The organism is Haemophilus sp. SZY H53 (assembly GCF_054332375.1).
Window position 1 is genome coordinate 60,447 of the sequence record NZ_JBTGNV010000003.1, and the last position, 17,183, is coordinate 77,629.

Genomic DNA, 17,183 nt, shown 5'->3' on the forward strand with positions numbered 1-17,183 from the left:
ACTACTTAAAAATGAGGCGTTGATTTCGACTTTTCTTCACTTGCGAAAGTGTAATTAATCCTAACACAATGACATAGACAGCGAAAATAAATACCAACCATTGCACCATCGTGATGCCGAAAAGTGACCATTGGCTTTCATTACAGCTACCAGTTGGATTGAACACCGCAGGTAGCCATTTATGGAATGGTAATGTTTCCGGAAAGTTAGGTATAAATTCACATTGTTTCCACGGTGTAGGGTTCATTTGTAAATCAAGGTGACGGATAGATATCATTAATCCTTTAATTACACTAAATAAACCCACAATAAGAGCAAGAATGCGGATAATAAGCGAGCTTGGGGCTAAGGCGCCGATAAGACCAGCGACGAATAAACCTACAACAGCTAAACGTTCATAAACACAAAGTACGCAAGGTTGTAACCCCATGCCGTATTGAAAATAAAGTGCGGTCGATTCTAAGGCAAATGCGGTAAATGCCAAAAAGATCCACGCTGAACGTTTAAGGGATAATTGCTTAAAAAAGTCGAGCATTCTTTCTCCTTATGCTTCACTAAATAGGAAGAATTAAGCCAAGGTTCGCAAGCCAAATTGTCATGTCTGGTAAGATAAATTCGATAGCAAGGAACCCCACGATTGTTAATATGATAGTATAAGGTAATGCCATATAGACCATTCTGCCATAAGAAAGTTTAATTAATGGCGCAAGAGATGATGTCAGTAAGAACAAGAATGCCGCTTGACCATTTGGTGTTGCAACAGAAGGTAAGTTTGTACCGGTATTGATTGCGACCGCAAGTAATTCAAATTGATGTGGTGCAATTGCCCCTGCAGCAAGCGCATTTTTCGCTTCATTAATATAAACTGTTGCAACAAATACGTTATCAGAAATCGCAGAAAGTAATCCATTGAAACCATAAAACAAGGCTAACTGTGTCTTCTCTTCTGCACTTAATACAAAGTGAATAATTGGAGCGAAGAGTTTTTGATCGATAATCACGGCAACAATAGAGAAGAATACGACTAATAATGCAGTGAAAGGTAAACTTTCTTGGAATGATTTACCAATAGCATGTTCATCGGTTACACCAGTAAAAGTCGTTGCAAGAATAATTACACTTAAACCGATTAAACCTACAGCCGCTAAGTGGAAGGCTAAGCCTAAAATTAACCAAATCGCAATAAGAGCTTGAACAGAAAGGCGAATTTTATCTTGTTTAGACATTTTTTGTGTATTTTCACGATCTAAATCGGCCAAGATTTTCCATACTTCTTCTGGTAATTTTTCGCCATAGCCGAATACTTTAAATTTTTCAATCAAAATACATGTGAGTAGTCCACAGATAAATACAGGGATAGTCACTGGCGCCATACGGAAGAAGAACTCAATAAAATTCCATTTTGCTTGTTCTGCAATGATTAGGTTTTGAGGTTCACCTACCATGGTCATGACACCACCGAGTGCAGTTCCCACGCCCGCATGCATCATTAAACTACGTAAGAAAGCACGAAATTTTTCTAAGGTTTCATGATTTTTGATTTTATTATCATCGGAAATATCAACTGCATCTTGCAGTGTTTTGCCTGATGCAACTTTGTGATAAACCCCATAGAAACCCATGGCGACGCTGATGATTACAGCGACAACAGTTAGGGCATCTAAGAAAGCTGAAAGAAATGCCGCACTAAAGCAGAAGGCGACAGAAAGTACAATTTTAGAACGGATACGAACTAATAATTTGGTGAACACATAAAGTAAAAGCTGCTTCATAAAATAAATACCGGCCACCATAAAGATTAAAAGTAAGATCACTTCAAAGTTAGCCATAATTTCTGCTTTAACGTGTTCTACATTTGTCATACCGATAGCAATTGCTTCAATAGCTAACAAACCACCAGGTTGAAGAGGGTAGCATTTTAATGCCATTGCAAGTGTAAAAATAAATTCAGCAACTAGAACCCAACCAGCGATAAACGGACTGATCCAAAAGAACAAAATAGGGTTAATGATTAGGAAAGAAATAATCGTTAATTTATACCAATCTGGACTAGAACCCAGAAAATTTTTCATAAATGCTTGTGTATAAGTCATAGCTAACTCCATTTTTTATAGTCTTTACATTGTAATATATACGGCTTTAAAGGATAATAGTTCAGTGAAAGATTTATTGAATAAATCACATTTTTTTTGATCTTTTTAAACTTTTTAATATTTATGCAAACAGATAGCTCTCTTTTACGTGCTCAAAGTCCTGCTGCTTTAGCTGAAGAATACATAGTAAAAAGTATTTGGGATGATGTATTTCCTGCAGGCACCAATCTTCCTTCTGAGCGTGATTTAGCTGATAAAATTGGTGTAACACGCACGACATTACGCGAAGTATTGCAGCGTTTGGCTCGTGATGGCTGGCTTACCATTCAACACGGCAAGCCCACGAAAGTCAATGATATTTGGGATACAGCGGGTCCAAGCATCATTGAAACCTTAATTACCTTAGATCGCCAAAGCGCACCGTTAATCATTGAAAATATGCTGTCATTGCGTAGTCGCATGTCGGAATTTTATATTTATGAGGCAGTAAAAAATTCGCCTAAAGCCTCAGCAGCTTTGTTCAAAGGAATGGATGTTTTAGAAAATACGGCTGAAAGCTACATGGAATTTGACTATGCCTTATTTCGTCAGTTTACAGTAATGGCGAATAAACCTTTCTATCGTTTGATTTTCAATAGCTTACGTGGGGTTTATCATAAAATTGGTTTGCTATTCTTTAGTGACGAAAAACATCGCCAAGTGACACATGATTTTTATGTCGAGTTGCGTGATATTTGTGAAAAAGGTCAACCCGATTTAGTGGTGGAATGTATTCGTAAACACAAGCAAGTGACTTCCGCCTACTGGCGATCCATTTTAGAAAGTTTACCAAAAGATTTAGCAACAGAATAATATTAAAAGTGCGGTTGAAAATGACCGCACTTTTTCCTTATATCAAAGACTCAATATTATGCGTATTCCAAGAATTTATCATCCCGAATCCCTTAAAAATCAATCTACTTGCCAACTTTCAGATGATGCGGCTAATCACGTAGGACGTGTACTTCGCATGACTGAAGGTGAGCAAATTGAATTATTTGATGGAAGTAATCATATTTATCCAGCAAAAATTATTGAAGCGAGCAAAAAAGCCGTTAAAGTGGACATTCTTGGTTGTGAATTAAGTGATAAAGAGTCGAATTTATCGATTCATTTAGGGCAGGTTATTTCACGCGGCGATCGAATGGAATTTACCATTCAAAAATCCGTAGAGTTGGGCGTGAATGTGATTACACCATTATGGTCAGAACGCTGTGGTGTGAAGTTAGATGGTGAGCGTATGGATAAGAAAATCCAACAATGGCAAAAAATTGCCATTGCAGCTTGTGAACAATGTGGCCGTAACGTTGTGCCAGAAATTCGTCCGTTAATGAAATTACAAGATTGGTGTGCAGAAAATGATGGCGCGTTGAAATTGAATTTACATCCAAGAGCCCAATATTCTATTAAAACCTTGCCTTCTATTCCAAAAGAAGGGGTTCGTTTGCTTATTGGTTCAGAAGGAGGTTTATCACCTCAAGAAATCGCTCAAACTGAACAACAAGGATTTACTGAGATTTTATTAGGAAAGCGTGTGTTACGTACAGAAACAGCCTCTTTAGCGGCGATTAGTGCGTTGCAAATTTGTTTTGGAGATTTGGGATAATGATGGATTTACAAGGGCAATTTTTAATCGCGATGCCACAGTTGGAGGATTATTTCCAAAATACTGTGGTGTATATGTGTGAGCATAATGAGCAAGGTTCGATGGGCTTAGTGATTAATCAACCCACCGATTTAAGCATTGCTGAGTTGTATTCAAAAATGAATTTTATGATGAAAAATGACCGCACTTTTAGCAGTGAACTTGTGCTTGCGGGTGGTCCAGTGCATTCTGAGCGTGGTTTTATTCTGCATAAGAAAACTGCGAAAGAATTTGAGCATAGTTATAAAATTACTGATGAGATGTTTCTGACCACTTCGGCAGATATTGTGGAAACCTTTGGTTCAGAGGATGCGCCCGAAAAATATCTTGTTGCACTCGGTTGTGCCAGTTGGACAGCGGGACAGCTAGAACAAGAGATTGCAGATAATGCATGGCTAGTCGCGCCAGCGTCAGACACTATTTTATTTGAAACCATTTATGAAGATCGTTATCCCGCCGCGAATCAATTATTGGGGATTCATCCTCATAATTTTGTCTTTTCACAAGTAGGGCATAGTTAATGGGCATCACGGCAATCGCATTTGATTTTGGCACAAAAAGTATTGGTTGTGCCGTCGGGCAAAGTATCACGGGGACGGCGCAAGCCTTACCTGCATTTAAAGCGCAAGATGGGATTCCCAATTGGGATGCCATTGAAAAATGTTTAAAAGACTGGAAACCTGATGTTATTGTGGTGGGATTGCCTTTAAATATGGATGGCACCGAGCAAGATTTAACACTTCGTGCGAAAAAATTTGCCAATCGCTTAAATGGTCGTTTCGGTATCAAAGTCGAACTACAAGATGAGCGCTTAACGACGGTTTCTGCTCGTGATGAAATTTTCCAGCGTGGCGGTTATCGAGCTCTCAATAAAGGCAAAGTAGATGGGATTTCTGCTTGCCTGATTTTAGAAAGTTGGTTCGAAAACTATTCAGAATAAGCCAAAAATAAACCGCGCTTTAATGTGCGGTTTGTTGTATTGATAGGTTTATTTTTTTATCCAAATTAGACTCGCCATTCTTCCTGTTTTGTCATCTCGACGATAGGAAAAGAAGCTCTCTTTTTCATTGAATGTGCAATGCTCCCCACCGTAAATTTGGGAAATACCTAATTTATTGAGGCGTTGTGTGGCGATTTGATAAAGATTGCCGAGGTATTTTCCTACTTCATTCGGATCGGGTCGAAAAGCCGTTTCTGCAATCGGGTCAAACGCCATAAATTGTTCAATCACTTCTTTGCCAACTTGAAATGCATTAGGGCCGATAGCAGGGCCAAACCACGCAATAATCTCTTCAGGGGCAGATTGAAAACATTTCACGGTTTCTTCTAATACACCATCACAGAGTCCACGCCAACCCGCATGTGCCGCAGCTACTTCAGTCCCTTGCTTATTAGTGAATAAAACTGGCAAGCAATCAGCCGTCATGACCAAACATACTTGGTTAGGTTGATTGGTATAAATCGCATCAGCCTCTAAATTATTACCCTCATAAGGCACCGTGATTACACGAGTGCTGTGCGTTTGAGTTAAAAACAACGGGAAATGTGGCAGATTAAATTTTTCGACCAGTAAAGTGCGGTTAGTTTTGACCGCACTTTTATCATCTTCGACATGATCGCCTAAATTGAAACTATCGAAAGGCGGCAGGCTTACGCCTCCTTCTCTTGTGGTTGTAAAAGCTTGGATATGTGGTGGAACATTCCAGTTTGGAACAATGGTTTTCATCTTAATAATCCAATTCGTCTTTGTGTTCGAGGTAATCCGCTTTTAAGGCATGCAGTAATTCGACAAAGTCATCTGGCAATGGGGCATACCATTCCATCATTTCACCTGTGATAGGATGAGCTAAACGCAACATAACCGCATGTAGGGCTTGGCGTTTAAAATTGCGTAGCACCTCAGTGAAGACTTCGCTTGCATTTTTAGGTGGGCGAGGACGGCCTCCGTAAGTTTGATCACCTAATAATGGATGTGCGATATGCGCCATGTGCACACGAATTTGGTGAGTACGACCCGTTTCTAAACGTAAGCGTAAGCGGGTGTAATTACGGAAATTATCCATAATGCGATAGTGCGTCACAGCCGGTTTACCCATTGGGTGAACAGCCATCAGTGTACGTTTTGTCGCGTGGCGAGCCATGGGTTGGTCTACGGTTCCACCTTTGGTCATAATGCCACTTGCAACAGCCTCGTATTCACGAGTGATCTTACGTTTTTGTAAGTCACGTACGAGTTTGGTTTGTGCAGGAATGGTTTTGGCAACAACCATGAGACCCGTTGTGTCTTTATCTAAACGATGCACAATCCCTGCACGCGGTACTTCGGCAATAGGTGGATAGTGATAGAGTAGCGCGTTAAGTACCGTGCCATTTGGATTTCCAGCACCTGGGTGAACCACAAGATCTTTAGGTTTATTAATCACGATAATATCGTCATCTTCATAAACAATATTGAGCGGAATATTTTGTGGTTCAAAACGGTTTTCATCTTCTACTTCTACTGAAATTTCAATTTGCTCTCCGCCATAAACTTTAGTACGAGGAATATCGGCAATTTCATCGTTCATTTTTACCTGTTTTGCTTCAATCCAGGTTTTTAAACGTGAACGAGAATATTCAGGGAACAACTCTGCGAGGGTTTGGTCTAAACGTTGTCCCATTTGTTCGGGCTGAATTTCAGCCGTTAAGGTAATTTGTGGCATAAACAATCCATCTAAAAATTTAAAAAGTTGGCTTATTGTGTAATGTTCTATACAATATTCGCTAATTGTAACTTATTTATTGATTTTCGTAAAAATTAAGGAAAAAGAATGCATAAAATAAAATCTTTCGCACTTATTGCTATGACTTCATTGGCTATTATGGCTTGTAGTGGTAAGAAAGAAGTGGAACAATCTTCAGTTGATGAGCTTTATGCAAAAGGCTCATCTGCTTTGCAAGAAGGTAGCTATAAAGAATCAATTCGTTATTTAAATGCAACAACAGAACGTTTTCCAGGCAGTACTTATCAAGAACAAGCTATGCTTGATTTAATTTATGCAAACTATAAAGCACAAGATTATACGGCAACATTAGTGACAGTAGATAATTATCTACACCAATTTCCACAAAGTCCAAACCGTGACTATGCCGTGTATATGGCAGGGTTAACAAATTTAGCAACTGCTGATAATATGGTCCAAGATTTCTTTGGCATCGATCGTGCAACGCGTGAAACAACATCTATGAAAACGGCATTTTCTAACTTTCAAAGTTTAGTTAGTGCGTTCCCGAATAGTCCATATTCACAAGATGCGGTAGCACGTATGGCGTATATCAAAGACTCATTAGCGCGTCATGAGTTAGAGATTGCGAAATTCTATGCAAAACGTGATGCATGGGTCGCAGTATCAAATCGCGTAGTGGGTATGTTGCAACAATATCCTGATGCACAAGCGACCTATGAAGGTTTATTCTTAATGAAAGAAGCATATGATCGAATGGGTTTACAGCAATTAGCGGATCAAACGCAGAAGGTAATTGAAGCGAACAAAGATAAAAAATTTACTGAAATAAAGAAACTTGACGATTCAGATTTAATTCAACCAATTAAAAAATAATTTATATGTTGTTTATAATCTAGAGGTAAAAGCAAATTATTTAAAATAAAGGCTAGTCAAATTGATCAAATTGAGCTAGTATAAATTTAAAAGATTTCCTGGGGTGTTCGTGGATGGGTTATGTCCCTGAGCCGATACTTAAAATCTTATAAATCGGTTTCCCGTCATTGGTGTGTAGGCTTGACCTTTGACTTTGTCATTGGGCTAAAGAAACCTAAAAATGACCTTACCGGTTTCCTTGAACCATCGGGTTCAAGGACTACTACTCGTAGCGGCACTCTGGGACCTTCCTTTAAAATCCATTCTTTCTGATTAAATGAAATCAACACAGCAAACGCTTCGCCATCAACTCCGTCAACAAATTCGTAAAACACGAGCAAATTTGACCGCACTTCAGCAGCAACAGGCAGAAGATTCCATCACTCAGCAAGCGCTTGCATTAATTGAAGCACGAAATGCGCAGCATATTGCCTTGTATGTTTCCTTTGATGGTGAAATCTCCACGGATAAACTTATCAAAACCCTTTGGGCACAAGATAAGTGCGTTTATTTACCAGTATTACACCCTTTCAATCCTAATCATCTTTTGTTCTTACGTTATTTGCCAGATACACCAATGTTGAAAAATAAATTTGGCATTTGGGAGCCAAAACTCAATGTGCAAAACGTATTGCCTTTGAATGAATTAGATATTCTTTTTACACCACTTGTCGCGTTTGATAAACAAAGGAATCGCCTTGGTATGGGCGGTGGTTTTTATGACCGCACCTTACAAAATTGGCAAAATGCTTCTTTTATTCCTGTGGGATTAGCCCATCAATGTCAGCAAGTCGAACAGCTTCCAACTGAAGCGTGGGACGTGCCTCTTCACCGAATTTTAGTTGCTTAAACCTATCAAGAAATAAAATTCGATAGAAAAAATTAAAAATTGTTGATTTTTTCTCTTGAAATACCAAAAAAGGGTCTTATCTAGTTACTCATAAAGGGGATGACCCCGAGTATTTAATGCAGGAGAAGATAAGGTATGAATATTGAAAAATTTACCACAAAATTTCAACAAGCACTCAGTGAAGCACAGTCATTAGCGCTAGGTAAAGATAATCAGTTTATCGAACCAGTGCATTTATTGACCGCACTTTTAAATCAACAAGACGGTTCAATTGCACCGATTTTGACAGCAAGTGGCGTGAATGTGGCGTTATTACGTAATGAATTAAACGCCGAATTGAATAAGTTGCCACAAGTGTCGGGTAATGGCGGTGATGTGCAAATTTCACGTCAATTACTTAACTTATTGAATTTATGTGACAAATTAGCTCAACAAAAACAAGATAAATTTATTTCCAGTGAATTGTTCTTATTAGCAGCGCTTGAAGAGCGTGGCGCATTAAATGACATTTTGAAAAAATGTGGTGCGAAAAAAGAACAAATTTTACAAGCGATTCAACATATTCGCGGAGGACAAAGCGTGAACGATCAAAATGCAGAAGAAAGCAGACAAGCTCTTGAAAAATATACCATTGATTTAACAGCTCGTGCTGAAAGTGGCAAACTTGACCCAGTTATTGGTCGTGATGAAGAAATTCGTCGAGCGATTCAAGTATTGCAACGTCGTACCAAAAATAACCCTGTATTAATCGGTGAGCCTGGTGTAGGTAAAACCGCTATCGTGGAAGGTTTAGCACAACGTATTGTTAATGGTGAAGTGCCTGAAGGCTTAAAAAACAAACGTGTACTTTCTTTAGATATGGGCGCACTGATTGCTGGTGCGAAATACCGCGGTGAATTTGAAGAGCGCTTAAAAGCTGTTTTAAATGAGTTATCAAAAGAAGAAGGTTGCGTGATCCTCTTTATTGATGAAATCCATACCATGGTTGGTGCAGGTAAAACTGACGGTGCGATGGATGCAGGTAACTTATTAAAACCAAGTTTAGCACGTGGTGAATTACACTGTGTGGGGGCAACTACATTAGACGAATATCGTCAATATATCGAGAAAGATGCCGCACTTGAGCGTCGTTTCCAAAAAGTTTTTGTGGATGAGCCAAGTGTCGAAGATACCATTGCGATCTTACGTGGTTTGAAAGAGCGTTATGAGATCCATCACCATGTAGATATTACTGACCCAGCAATCGTAGCAGCAGCAACACTTTCACACCGTTATATTTCCGATCGTCAATTGCCGGATAAAGCCATCGACTTAATCGATGAAGCCGCTTCGAGCATCCGTATGGAAATAGATTCTAAACCTGAACCGCTTGATCGTCTTGAACGCCGTATTATCCAATTAAAATTGGAACAACAGGCATTACAAAAAGAAGAAGACGAAGCAAGCCGTAAGCGTTTAGACATGTTAGAAAAAGAGCTTGCTGATAAAGAACGTGAATACGCTGAACTTGAAGAAGTTTGGAAATCAGAAAAAGCGACCCTTTCAGGTTCACAACACATCAAACAAGCGTTAGATGCGGCGAAAACTGAAATGGAACAAGCGCGTCGAGCTGGTGATTTAAGCAAAATGTCTGAGCTTCAATACGGTCGTATTCCTGAATTGGAAAAACAACTTGCTGCCGCTGAAACCAGCGAAGGCAAAGAAATGACCTTATTGCGTTATCGTGTAACTGATGAAGAAATTGCCGAAGTGCTTTCTAAAGCAACAGGTATTCCTGTTTCTAAAATGATGGAAGGCGAGAAAGAAAAACTCTTACGCATGGAAGAAGAATTGCATAAACGTGTGATCGGTCAAGAAGAAGCAGTAGATGCGGTAGCAAATGCAATTCGTCGTAGCCGTGCAGGTCTTTCCGATCCTAATCGCCCAATTGGTTCTTTCTTGTTCCTAGGGCCAACAGGTGTAGGTAAAACTGAGCTTTGCAAAACTTTGGCTAAATTCTTGTTTGATAGTGAAGATGCGATGGTACGCATTGATATGTCAGAGTTTATGGAAAAACACAGTGTCTCTCGTTTAGTGGGGGCGCCTCCAGGCTATGTCGGCTATGAAGAAGGTGGTTATTTAACTGAAGCTGTTCGTCGTCGTCCATATTCGGTGATTTTGCTCGATGAAGTGGAAAAAGCTCATGCGGATGTATTCAATATCTTGTTACAAGTATTGGATGATGGTCGTTTAACTGACGGGCAAGGTCGTACCGTGGACTTCCGTAATACGGTGGTGATAATGACCTCTAACTTAGGTTCTGATTTAATCCAAGGTAACAAAGACGAAAGCTATAGCGAAATGAAGGCCTTAGTGATGTCGGTTGTTAGCCAACATTTCCGTCCAGAATTTATCAACCGTATTGACGAGACCGTGGTATTCCATCCGCTTGGTAAAGAAAATATCCGTGCGATTGCAAGTATCCAATTAGAACGCTTAGCAAAACGTATGGAAACTCGTGGCTACGAATTGGTGTTTACCGACGCTTTATTAGATTTCATTGCTGAAGTGGGTTACGACCCAATTTATGGCGCGCGTCCATTAAAACGTGCAATTCAACAAGAGATCGAAAATAGCTTGGCACAACAAATCTTATCTGGTCAATTATTACCAGGTAAAGTAGTGACTGTTGATTATACTGACGGTAAAGTTCAGGCGAGACAATAAGCTTTAAAATGAAAAGCCATTTAGTGAAAGCTAAATGGCTTTTTTATGCTTTGGTAAAAGATAAAATAGGGTAGAATGACGCTGTTTATTGCGTATAAAAATGAGGAAAAAAATGACCGCACTTTTAAAAATAGGTTTGGTTTCAGTATCAGATCGTGCATCAAGTGGTGTGTATCAAGATCAAGGGATTCCCGAATTACAACAATGGTTAGAACAAGCATTGGTAGATCCTTTTGAAGTAGAAACTCGATTAATTCCAGATGAGCAGCCATTAATTGAACAAACGTTGAAAGAATTAGTGGATGAGCACCATTGTCATTTAGTGCTCACCACGGGCGGGACAGGGCCGGCAAAACGTGATGTGACACCTGATGCCACGTTAGCGGTAGCCGATCGTGAAATGCCTGGATTTGGCGAGCAAATGCGTCAAGTGAGTTTGCATTTTGTGCCGACAGCGATTTTATCTCGTCAAGTTGGTGTGATTCGTAAAAATAGTTTGATTTTGAATTTACCTGGTCAGCCAAAAGCCATCAAAGAAACTTTAGAAGGCGTGAAAGATGAGCAAGGTAAAGTTTTAGTGAAAGGGATTTTTAGTGCAGTGCCTTATTGCTTGCAATTAATTGATGGTATTTATATTGATACCAAGCCTGAAGTGATTACAAGCTTTCGACCGAAAGCCGCACGACGCGAAAATTTGGAGAAATAAGATGAAAAAAATCGAAGCCATTATTAAGCCATTTAAATTAGATGATGTGCGTGAAAATTTATCTGATATTGGCATCAGCGGAATGACCGTGACTGAAGTCCGTGGTTTTGGTCGTCAAAAAGGACATACAGAGCTTTATCGTGGTGCAGAATATATGGTGGATTTTCTGCCTAAAGTGAAAATTGAAATAGTAGTGCCAGATGATTTGCTTGAACAATGCCTTGAAACCATTGTTGAAACCTGCCAAACAGGCAAAATCGGTGATGGAAAGATCTTTGTTTATGATATAGAACGTGTGATTCGTATTCGTACAGGCGAAGAAAATGAGGAAGCCATTTAGTGGAAAAAAACTTAAATTTTAACCGCACTGTCGTTGCTATGGCGGCTTTAGTGATTGTGTTTGCGGGAATTAAACTGGCGGCAGAGATTGTTGTGCCTTTTTTATTGGCATTATTTATCGCCATTATTTGTTCACCCGTGATTAAAGCAATGACACAACGCAAAGTACCACATGGTATTGCGATTGCCTTGTTATTTGTTTTGATTTTAATTGTATTCTTTTTCCTGGCGGGATTAATTAACAGCAGTGTGCAGGAATTTACACGTTCTATTCCGCAATATAAAGTGCTACTTTCAGAGCGTATAAATGACGTTATAGCATTAGCTCAAAAACTGAAATTGCCGATTGTGATTTCTCGCGAAGCCATTATGGAGCATTTTGATCCGAGCGTGATCATGAACTTTGTGAGCCGTTTGTTATTAAACTTTTCTGGCGTTGTGACGAATGTTTTTGTGTTGATTTTAGCCGTGATTTTTATGCTGCTTGAAGCACCAACCATGAAGCATAAACTTGCGTTAGTTTTAAGTGCCAATGAACATGATGTTGTTGCGGAAGAGCATCACATTGATCGTATTTTAGACGGTGTGATTAGTTATCTTGGTGTGAAAACGGTGACAAGTTTGTTGACAGGTGTTGCGACTTGGATTTTGTTGGATGTAACGGGGGTGCAATATGCGATTTTATGGGCAACCTTAAGCTTCCTATTAAATTATATTCCGAATATCGGTTCAATTATTGCCGCAGTGCCGATTGTGGTTCAAGCTTTATTACTGAATGGATTTGGTGTAGGAATGGGCGTAACTGTTGGTATTATTGCATCAAATATTGTGATCGGTAATATTATTGAACCGAAAATGATGGGAAAAACCTTAGGGCTTTCTACCTTGGTCGTATTCTTTTCATTACTTTTCTGGGGATGGTTACTTGGTACGGTAGGCATGTTGCTTTCTGTGCCGCTGACAATGGCGTTTAAAATTACCCTGGAAAGTTCCGAATCAACGAAGAAATATGCAGCTTTATTAGGTGATGTAAACGAATAAAGTGCGGTCAAAAAGCACTTAATTTTAGCAATAAAAAAGCCACCATTATGGCGGCTTTCTTTTTATCTCATGTTCGATAGATTAAGGTAAATCATCGATTTCTTTATCCACTTTTGGTGGAATCATGTGTTCGCGACGTAGACCAACATCATAAGCAATCGCAATCGCGATAAAGATTGATGAGTAGGTACCAAAACCGATACCGATTAATAACGCTAACGAGAAGTTATGAATGGATGGCCCACCAAAGAAGAACAAGGCAATCACAACAAGAAGTGTTGTGAGAGAGGTCATGATGGTTCTCGACAAGGTTTGCGTTAAGGAAATATCAATAATATCGATAGTATCTACACGACGAATTTTACGGAAGTTTTCACGTACACGGTCGAATACCACGATACTATCGTTGATAGAGTAACCCACAACGGAAAGAATTGCCGCCACAAAGGTTAAATCCATTTCAACTTGTAATGCAGAGAACAAACCGAGGGTAATGACTACGTCGTGAGCAAGTGAGGCAATACCGCCCACAGCTAAACGCCATTCAAAGCGTGAGCCGATATAAATCAACATCATCGCAAGAGTAGCAAGCGTCGCATAAACTGCACCTTGAGCTAACTCTTCACCAACGTTAGGCCCCACAAATTCAATACTGTTAATATGAATATTCGGGTCGATTGTTTGGAGCATGCCTTTAACGTGTTCACCGATACCAGAATCGTTATTGTCGGCTGGTAAACGGATCATGACATCTTGTACAGAACCCGTTGTTTGTACAATTGGGCTTGAAATCCCGTTTTGGTTTAATGTGCCACGGATTTTCTCTAAATCAGCGGGTTGTGAGAAGTGAGTATCAAATACCACACCGCCCGTAAAATCTAAGCCCCAGTTGAAGCCTTTTGTAATAATGAAGAAGAGGGAAATCGTCATCAAAATAGCGGAAAATGCATACCCTACAAATCTCACTTTCATAAACTCAGTGAGAGAGAATGGCAATTTAATCCCATTCACTTCACGGATAAAATGTCCGTTTTTATCTTTTGCAAATAATCTCATCTTATCCTACCTAAATTGATAATTTTTCAAGACGTTTACCGCCGTATAGGAAGTTCACGATAGCACGTGTTCCGGTAATCGCTGTAAACATTGAAATTGCCACACCTAATGCAAGGGTTACCGCAAAGCCTTGAATTGGACCGGTACCGACTGCATAAAGGATAATTGCCGTTAAAATTGTGGTTAAGTTCGCATCGAAGATAGAGGAGAATGCACCGTTATAACCTTCGTTAATAGCTTGCTGGATTGGACGACCATTACGAATTTCTTCTTTGATACGCTCAAAAATAAGTACGTTGGCATCCACCGACATCCCCAAGGTTAATACGATACCCGCAATCCCCGGCATGGAAAGTGTTGCTCCAGGTAGGATAGACATTAAACCGACTAATAAAACGATGTTAATCACTAATGCAAAGCTTGCGATAATGCCGAAGATTTTGTAGTAAATCAACATGAAGAAGATGACTATAATTAATCCCCAGAAACTTGCATTGATACCTTGTTCTACGTTTTGTGCACCCAGTGAAGGACCAATTGTACGTTCTTCAACGATTTGCACTGGTGCAATTAATGCACCTGATTTTAATAACATAGAAAGGTTTTGTGCTTCTGCAGAGCTACTTACACCCGTAATTTGGAAGTTAGAACTAAAGCGACCTTGAATAGTAGCAACGTTAATCACTTCTTCATTTTTCTCTAAAATAGTTTTGCCATTTTCGTCTTTTTTACCGTTGTCTTTGTATTCTACATACAAGGTTGCCATTGGTTTTTTGTAGTATTTCTTGGTGGTTTGCGACATGATTTCGCCGCCTTCACTATCCAAGGTGACACTGACTTGTGGCGTACTGGTGTTTTGGTCTAAACCTGAGCTTGAGTTGATGATGTGTTCACCACCCAATACTGCACGTTTGTAAAGTGCAACAGGTCTACCTTGACGGTCATATTTGATTTCTGTGTCAGAAGGTAACATACCTCGCGCTGCTGATTCAGGGTTCACCAACGAATTCACAATGCGGAATTCAAGTGTCGCAGTTGCACCTAAGATCTCTTTTGCACGGGCAGTATCTTGAACACCCGGTAATTCGATTACGATACGTTCTGCACCTTGACGTTGGATAACCGCTTCAGCTACGCCTAATTCAGCGACACGTTTACGTAAAATCGTTAAGTTTTGCTCGATCGCTAAGTTACGTGATTCTGTTAATGCCGTTTCAGAAAGGGCAAGGTTTAAGGTGTTGTCACCAATATCAGACACATCTAATGTTGGGTGTAGCTGACGAATAATACGTGCTGCTTTTGATATCTGGTCAGCGTTTTCTAACGTGACCGTTGTACCAAATTTGTCACCATTTTTAATCGCGGTAAACTGAATTTTTTCTTTACGTAACTCGCCACGTAATGTGTCTTGTAACTGTTCTTGACGTTTAGCCAAAGCAGAATTCATGTCCACTTCCATTAAGAAGCGTACACCACCACGTAAGTCCAAACCCCATTTCATCGGGTTGGCCCCAATGCTGCTTAACCAAGTCGGTGTTGCCGGTGCAAGGTTTAATGCCGTGGTATAGCTGTTGCCTAGTTTTTCTGCAATTTTATCTTTGGCAAGAAGTTGATCATCTGTGTTGGTGAAACGGGCAAGAATAGAGCCATTTTCAAGAACGATAGATTTGGTTGGAAGGTTATTTTCTTTCAGTACATTTTGTACTTCAGTTAATGCGGTGGTGTCTGCTTGTTGTCCGCGAGTACCGGAAATTTGCACCGCAGGATCTTCACCATAGATATTTGGAAGAGAGTATAAAGCACCAATGGCGACCACAAGGATCACCATTAGATTCTTCCATAATGGGTAACGATTTAACATAGTTTTCCCTTTAGGAATTTAAATTAGAGAGATTTTACAGAACCTTTCGGTAATACTGAAACAATGTAGTTACGGTTAATCGTGATTTCAGTGGTATCGTTTAATGCGATAACAATTTCAGCACCTTCGGTTACTTTGGTAATTTTACCAATGACGCCACCAGCGGTTAATACTTCAGTGCCTTTCGCCAATTCAGACATTAATTTTTTGTGTTCTTTATTACGTTTTGCTTGTGGGCGGTAAATCATAAAATAAAAAATTAAACCGAAGATCACGAAAATAAATAGCGTGGACATTGGGCTTTGTGCTTCCATTGTGTTTTCCTTATAAAATGAAAAGTTAAAAGTGGTCGTAAAATACCATAAAACGGCATTCAGTAAAAGCCGATGAAGGCAATAACAACGAGAATTTTGGAATTAATTGATTTTTTTCAAGCAAACTTCGAAGATTTGCTCGGAAAGCCAATGTTGATCCACTAATTCACATTGATTTTCTTCACAAAAAACAACAAAATTTTCGACCGCACTTTGACGATTTAATTGCAAAACTAATTCATCATTTGACGCTAAATTTGCCAAAGCCTTCTTTGCAGTTAAAAGCGGAATCGGGCAGGAAAGTGCGGTCAAATTTAATTGATATTTCATGGTTTAAGCTTGGCGACGAGCAAACATAATTTTGCCCATAGCCGTGAGTTGTTCTGCGGATAAATATTGCTTACCAAGCTCAAATAGCGGCTCTTCAAGGGATATGTGTCTATCATAGCTCGCCACAAACTGCGTAATCAGTCTTTCATCTACATCGGTACGTTTCTCTGCAATCAATTCTTCTAGCTGCTCCGAAAGCTTTGCCCAATTTTCATGCAAAGTAACATGCTGGCGTTCTAATTCATCCACCGACTCTTTCGCTTGAGGTGCTTTTTCAATTAAAGCGGGGAAAAAGTCTTTTTCTTCATCATCATGATGAAGAGGTGCCGCGTGATTAAAATACTGCAAAATGGTTTTCACATCATTTAATACGGCTTGATTCACGCCATTTTTTTCTAAGTAGCCAGGAAGAATGGTGAGCTGTTTACAAAAGCGTTTCACTTTGCTATGACAAGCATAAAGCATATCAATCGGCTCATTCCAAGTGGCAAATTGTTGAGGTTCAAGGATTTGCATAAGGTTTCCTTTGTTAAAAAGTGCGGTCAAAAAACGCTTCATTTTTCTA

19 protein-coding genes and 1 other RNA gene are annotated in these 17,183 nt (G+C 39.6%); 11 read left to right on the plus strand and 9 right to left on the minus strand.

What is annotated here, in order from left to right:
- Position 1 precedes the first annotated feature (1 nt).
- Entirely contained in the window at positions 2–535 is a 534-nt protein-coding gene (dsbB, locus tag ACXVWB_RS03840) for a disulfide bond formation protein DsbB (RefSeq protein WP_289901467.1), read from the minus strand.
- 19 nt (positions 536–554) lie between these two features.
- On the minus strand, positions 555–2,093 hold the full coding sequence (gene nhaB / locus ACXVWB_RS03845; RefSeq protein WP_289901466.1) for a Na(+)/H(+) antiporter NhaB: 1,539 nt from the start codon (positions 2,091–2,093) through the stop codon (positions 555–557).
- A gap of 123 nt (positions 2,094–2,216) precedes the next feature.
- Here nhaB and fadR point away from each other — a divergent pair, with 123 nt between their 5' ends.
- The 4 genes from fadR to ruvX are packed head-to-tail and all read left to right on the plus strand — an operon-like array spanning position 2,217 to position 4,717.
- A complete protein-coding gene (gene fadR / locus ACXVWB_RS03850) occupies positions 2,217–2,945 on the plus strand; it encodes a fatty acid metabolism transcriptional regulator FadR (RefSeq protein ID WP_289901465.1) in 729 nt (242 codons plus the stop codon).
- A 58-nt stretch (positions 2,946–3,003) separates the two neighbouring features.
- Positions 3,004–3,738, plus strand: a complete 735-nt coding sequence (gene rsmE, locus ACXVWB_RS03855) for a 16S rRNA (uracil(1498)-N(3))-methyltransferase (protein ID WP_049357654.1) — start codon at positions 3,004–3,006, stop codon at positions 3,736–3,738.
- Positions 3,738–4,298, plus strand: a complete 561-nt coding sequence (locus ACXVWB_RS03860) for a YqgE/AlgH family protein (protein WP_049357655.1) — start codon at positions 3,738–3,740, stop codon at positions 4,296–4,298. The genes rsmE and ACXVWB_RS03860 overlap by 1 nt, the downstream gene beginning before the upstream one ends.
- Positions 4,298–4,717 (plus strand): Holliday junction resolvase RuvX, encoded by a 420-nt coding sequence (gene ruvX, locus ACXVWB_RS03865; RefSeq protein WP_014064097.1) that lies wholly within the window; start codon positions 4,298–4,300, stop codon positions 4,715–4,717. Before ACXVWB_RS03860 ends, ruvX begins: the two co-directional genes overlap by 1 nt.
- A gap of 48 nt (positions 4,718–4,765) precedes the next feature.
- Here ruvX and pgeF read toward each other — a convergent pair whose 3' ends face one another.
- A complete protein-coding gene (gene pgeF / locus ACXVWB_RS03870; protein WP_289901464.1) occupies positions 4,766–5,503 on the minus strand; it encodes a peptidoglycan editing factor PgeF in 738 nt (245 codons plus the stop codon).
- A gap of 1 nt (position 5,504) precedes the next feature.
- Positions 5,505–6,479 (minus strand): 23S rRNA pseudouridine(1911/1915/1917) synthase RluD, encoded by a 975-nt coding sequence (gene rluD, locus ACXVWB_RS03875; RefSeq protein ID WP_289901463.1) that lies wholly within the window; start codon positions 6,477–6,479, stop codon positions 5,505–5,507.
- 108 nt (positions 6,480–6,587) lie between these two features.
- Here rluD and ACXVWB_RS03880 point away from each other — a divergent pair, with 108 nt between their 5' ends.
- The 7 genes from ACXVWB_RS03880 (at position 6,588) to ACXVWB_RS03910 (ending at position 13,057) form a co-directional block, all read left to right on the plus strand.
- A complete protein-coding gene (locus ACXVWB_RS03880; RefSeq protein ID WP_297567330.1) occupies positions 6,588–7,376 on the plus strand; it encodes an outer membrane protein assembly factor BamD in 789 nt (262 codons plus the stop codon).
- Positions 7,377–7,468: 92 nt separating this feature from the next.
- Positions 7,469–7,666: non-coding RNA, 6S RNA (gene ssrS, locus ACXVWB_RS03885), on the plus strand.
- Positions 7,667–7,692: 26 nt separating this feature from the next.
- Positions 7,693–8,265 carry a 5-formyltetrahydrofolate cyclo-ligase gene (locus ACXVWB_RS03890; RefSeq protein ID WP_128786951.1) on the plus strand — a complete coding sequence of 191 codons (573 nt, stop codon included), beginning with the start codon at positions 7,693–7,695 and terminating at the stop codon, positions 8,263–8,265.
- Between the two features lie 135 nt (positions 8,266–8,400).
- Positions 8,401–10,971 (plus strand): ATP-dependent chaperone ClpB, encoded by a 2,571-nt coding sequence (gene clpB / locus ACXVWB_RS03895; RefSeq protein WP_289901461.1) that lies wholly within the window; start codon positions 8,401–8,403, stop codon positions 10,969–10,971.
- 112 nt (positions 10,972–11,083) lie between these two features.
- Positions 11,084–11,677, plus strand: a complete 594-nt coding sequence (gene mog, locus ACXVWB_RS03900) for a molybdopterin adenylyltransferase (protein WP_049362318.1) — start codon at positions 11,084–11,086, stop codon at positions 11,675–11,677.
- A 1-nt stretch (position 11,678) separates the two neighbouring features.
- Positions 11,679–12,017, plus strand: a complete 339-nt coding sequence (gene glnB, locus ACXVWB_RS03905; RefSeq protein ID WP_289901460.1) for a nitrogen regulatory protein P-II — start codon at positions 11,679–11,681, stop codon at positions 12,015–12,017.
- Positions 12,017–13,057 carry an AI-2E family transporter gene (locus ACXVWB_RS03910; protein WP_289901459.1) on the plus strand — a complete coding sequence of 347 codons (1,041 nt, stop codon included), beginning with the start codon at positions 12,017–12,019 and terminating at the stop codon, positions 13,055–13,057. The genes glnB and ACXVWB_RS03910 overlap by 1 nt, the downstream gene beginning before the upstream one ends.
- An 81-nt stretch (positions 13,058–13,138) precedes the next feature.
- Here the strand turns inward: ACXVWB_RS03910 and secF are convergent, their stop codons facing one another.
- From secF to ACXVWB_RS03935, 5 genes are all read right to left on the minus strand, one after another.
- Complete coding sequence (gene secF / locus ACXVWB_RS03915; RefSeq protein ID WP_289901458.1) at positions 13,139–14,113, minus strand: protein translocase subunit SecF; 975 nt, start codon at positions 14,111–14,113, stop codon at positions 13,139–13,141.
- Between the two features lie 10 nt (positions 14,114–14,123).
- Positions 14,124–15,974 carry a protein translocase subunit SecD gene (gene secD / locus ACXVWB_RS03920; RefSeq protein ID WP_289901457.1) on the minus strand — a complete coding sequence of 617 codons (1,851 nt, stop codon included), beginning with the start codon at positions 15,972–15,974 and terminating at the stop codon, positions 14,124–14,126.
- A 23-nt stretch (positions 15,975–15,997) separates the two neighbouring features.
- Positions 15,998–16,288 carry a preprotein translocase subunit YajC gene (gene yajC, locus ACXVWB_RS03925; protein ID WP_049357671.1) on the minus strand — a complete coding sequence of 97 codons (291 nt, stop codon included), beginning with the start codon at positions 16,286–16,288 and terminating at the stop codon, positions 15,998–16,000.
- 102 nt (positions 16,289–16,390) lie between these two features.
- Positions 16,391–16,618, minus strand: a complete 228-nt coding sequence (locus tag ACXVWB_RS03930) for a sulfurtransferase TusA family protein (RefSeq protein ID WP_289901456.1) — start codon at positions 16,616–16,618, stop codon at positions 16,391–16,393.
- A gap of 3 nt (positions 16,619–16,621) precedes the next feature.
- Entirely contained in the window at positions 16,622–17,134 is a 513-nt protein-coding gene (locus ACXVWB_RS03935) for a hemerythrin domain-containing protein (protein ID WP_289901455.1), read from the minus strand.
- Between the last annotated feature and the right edge of the window lie 49 nt (positions 17,135–17,183).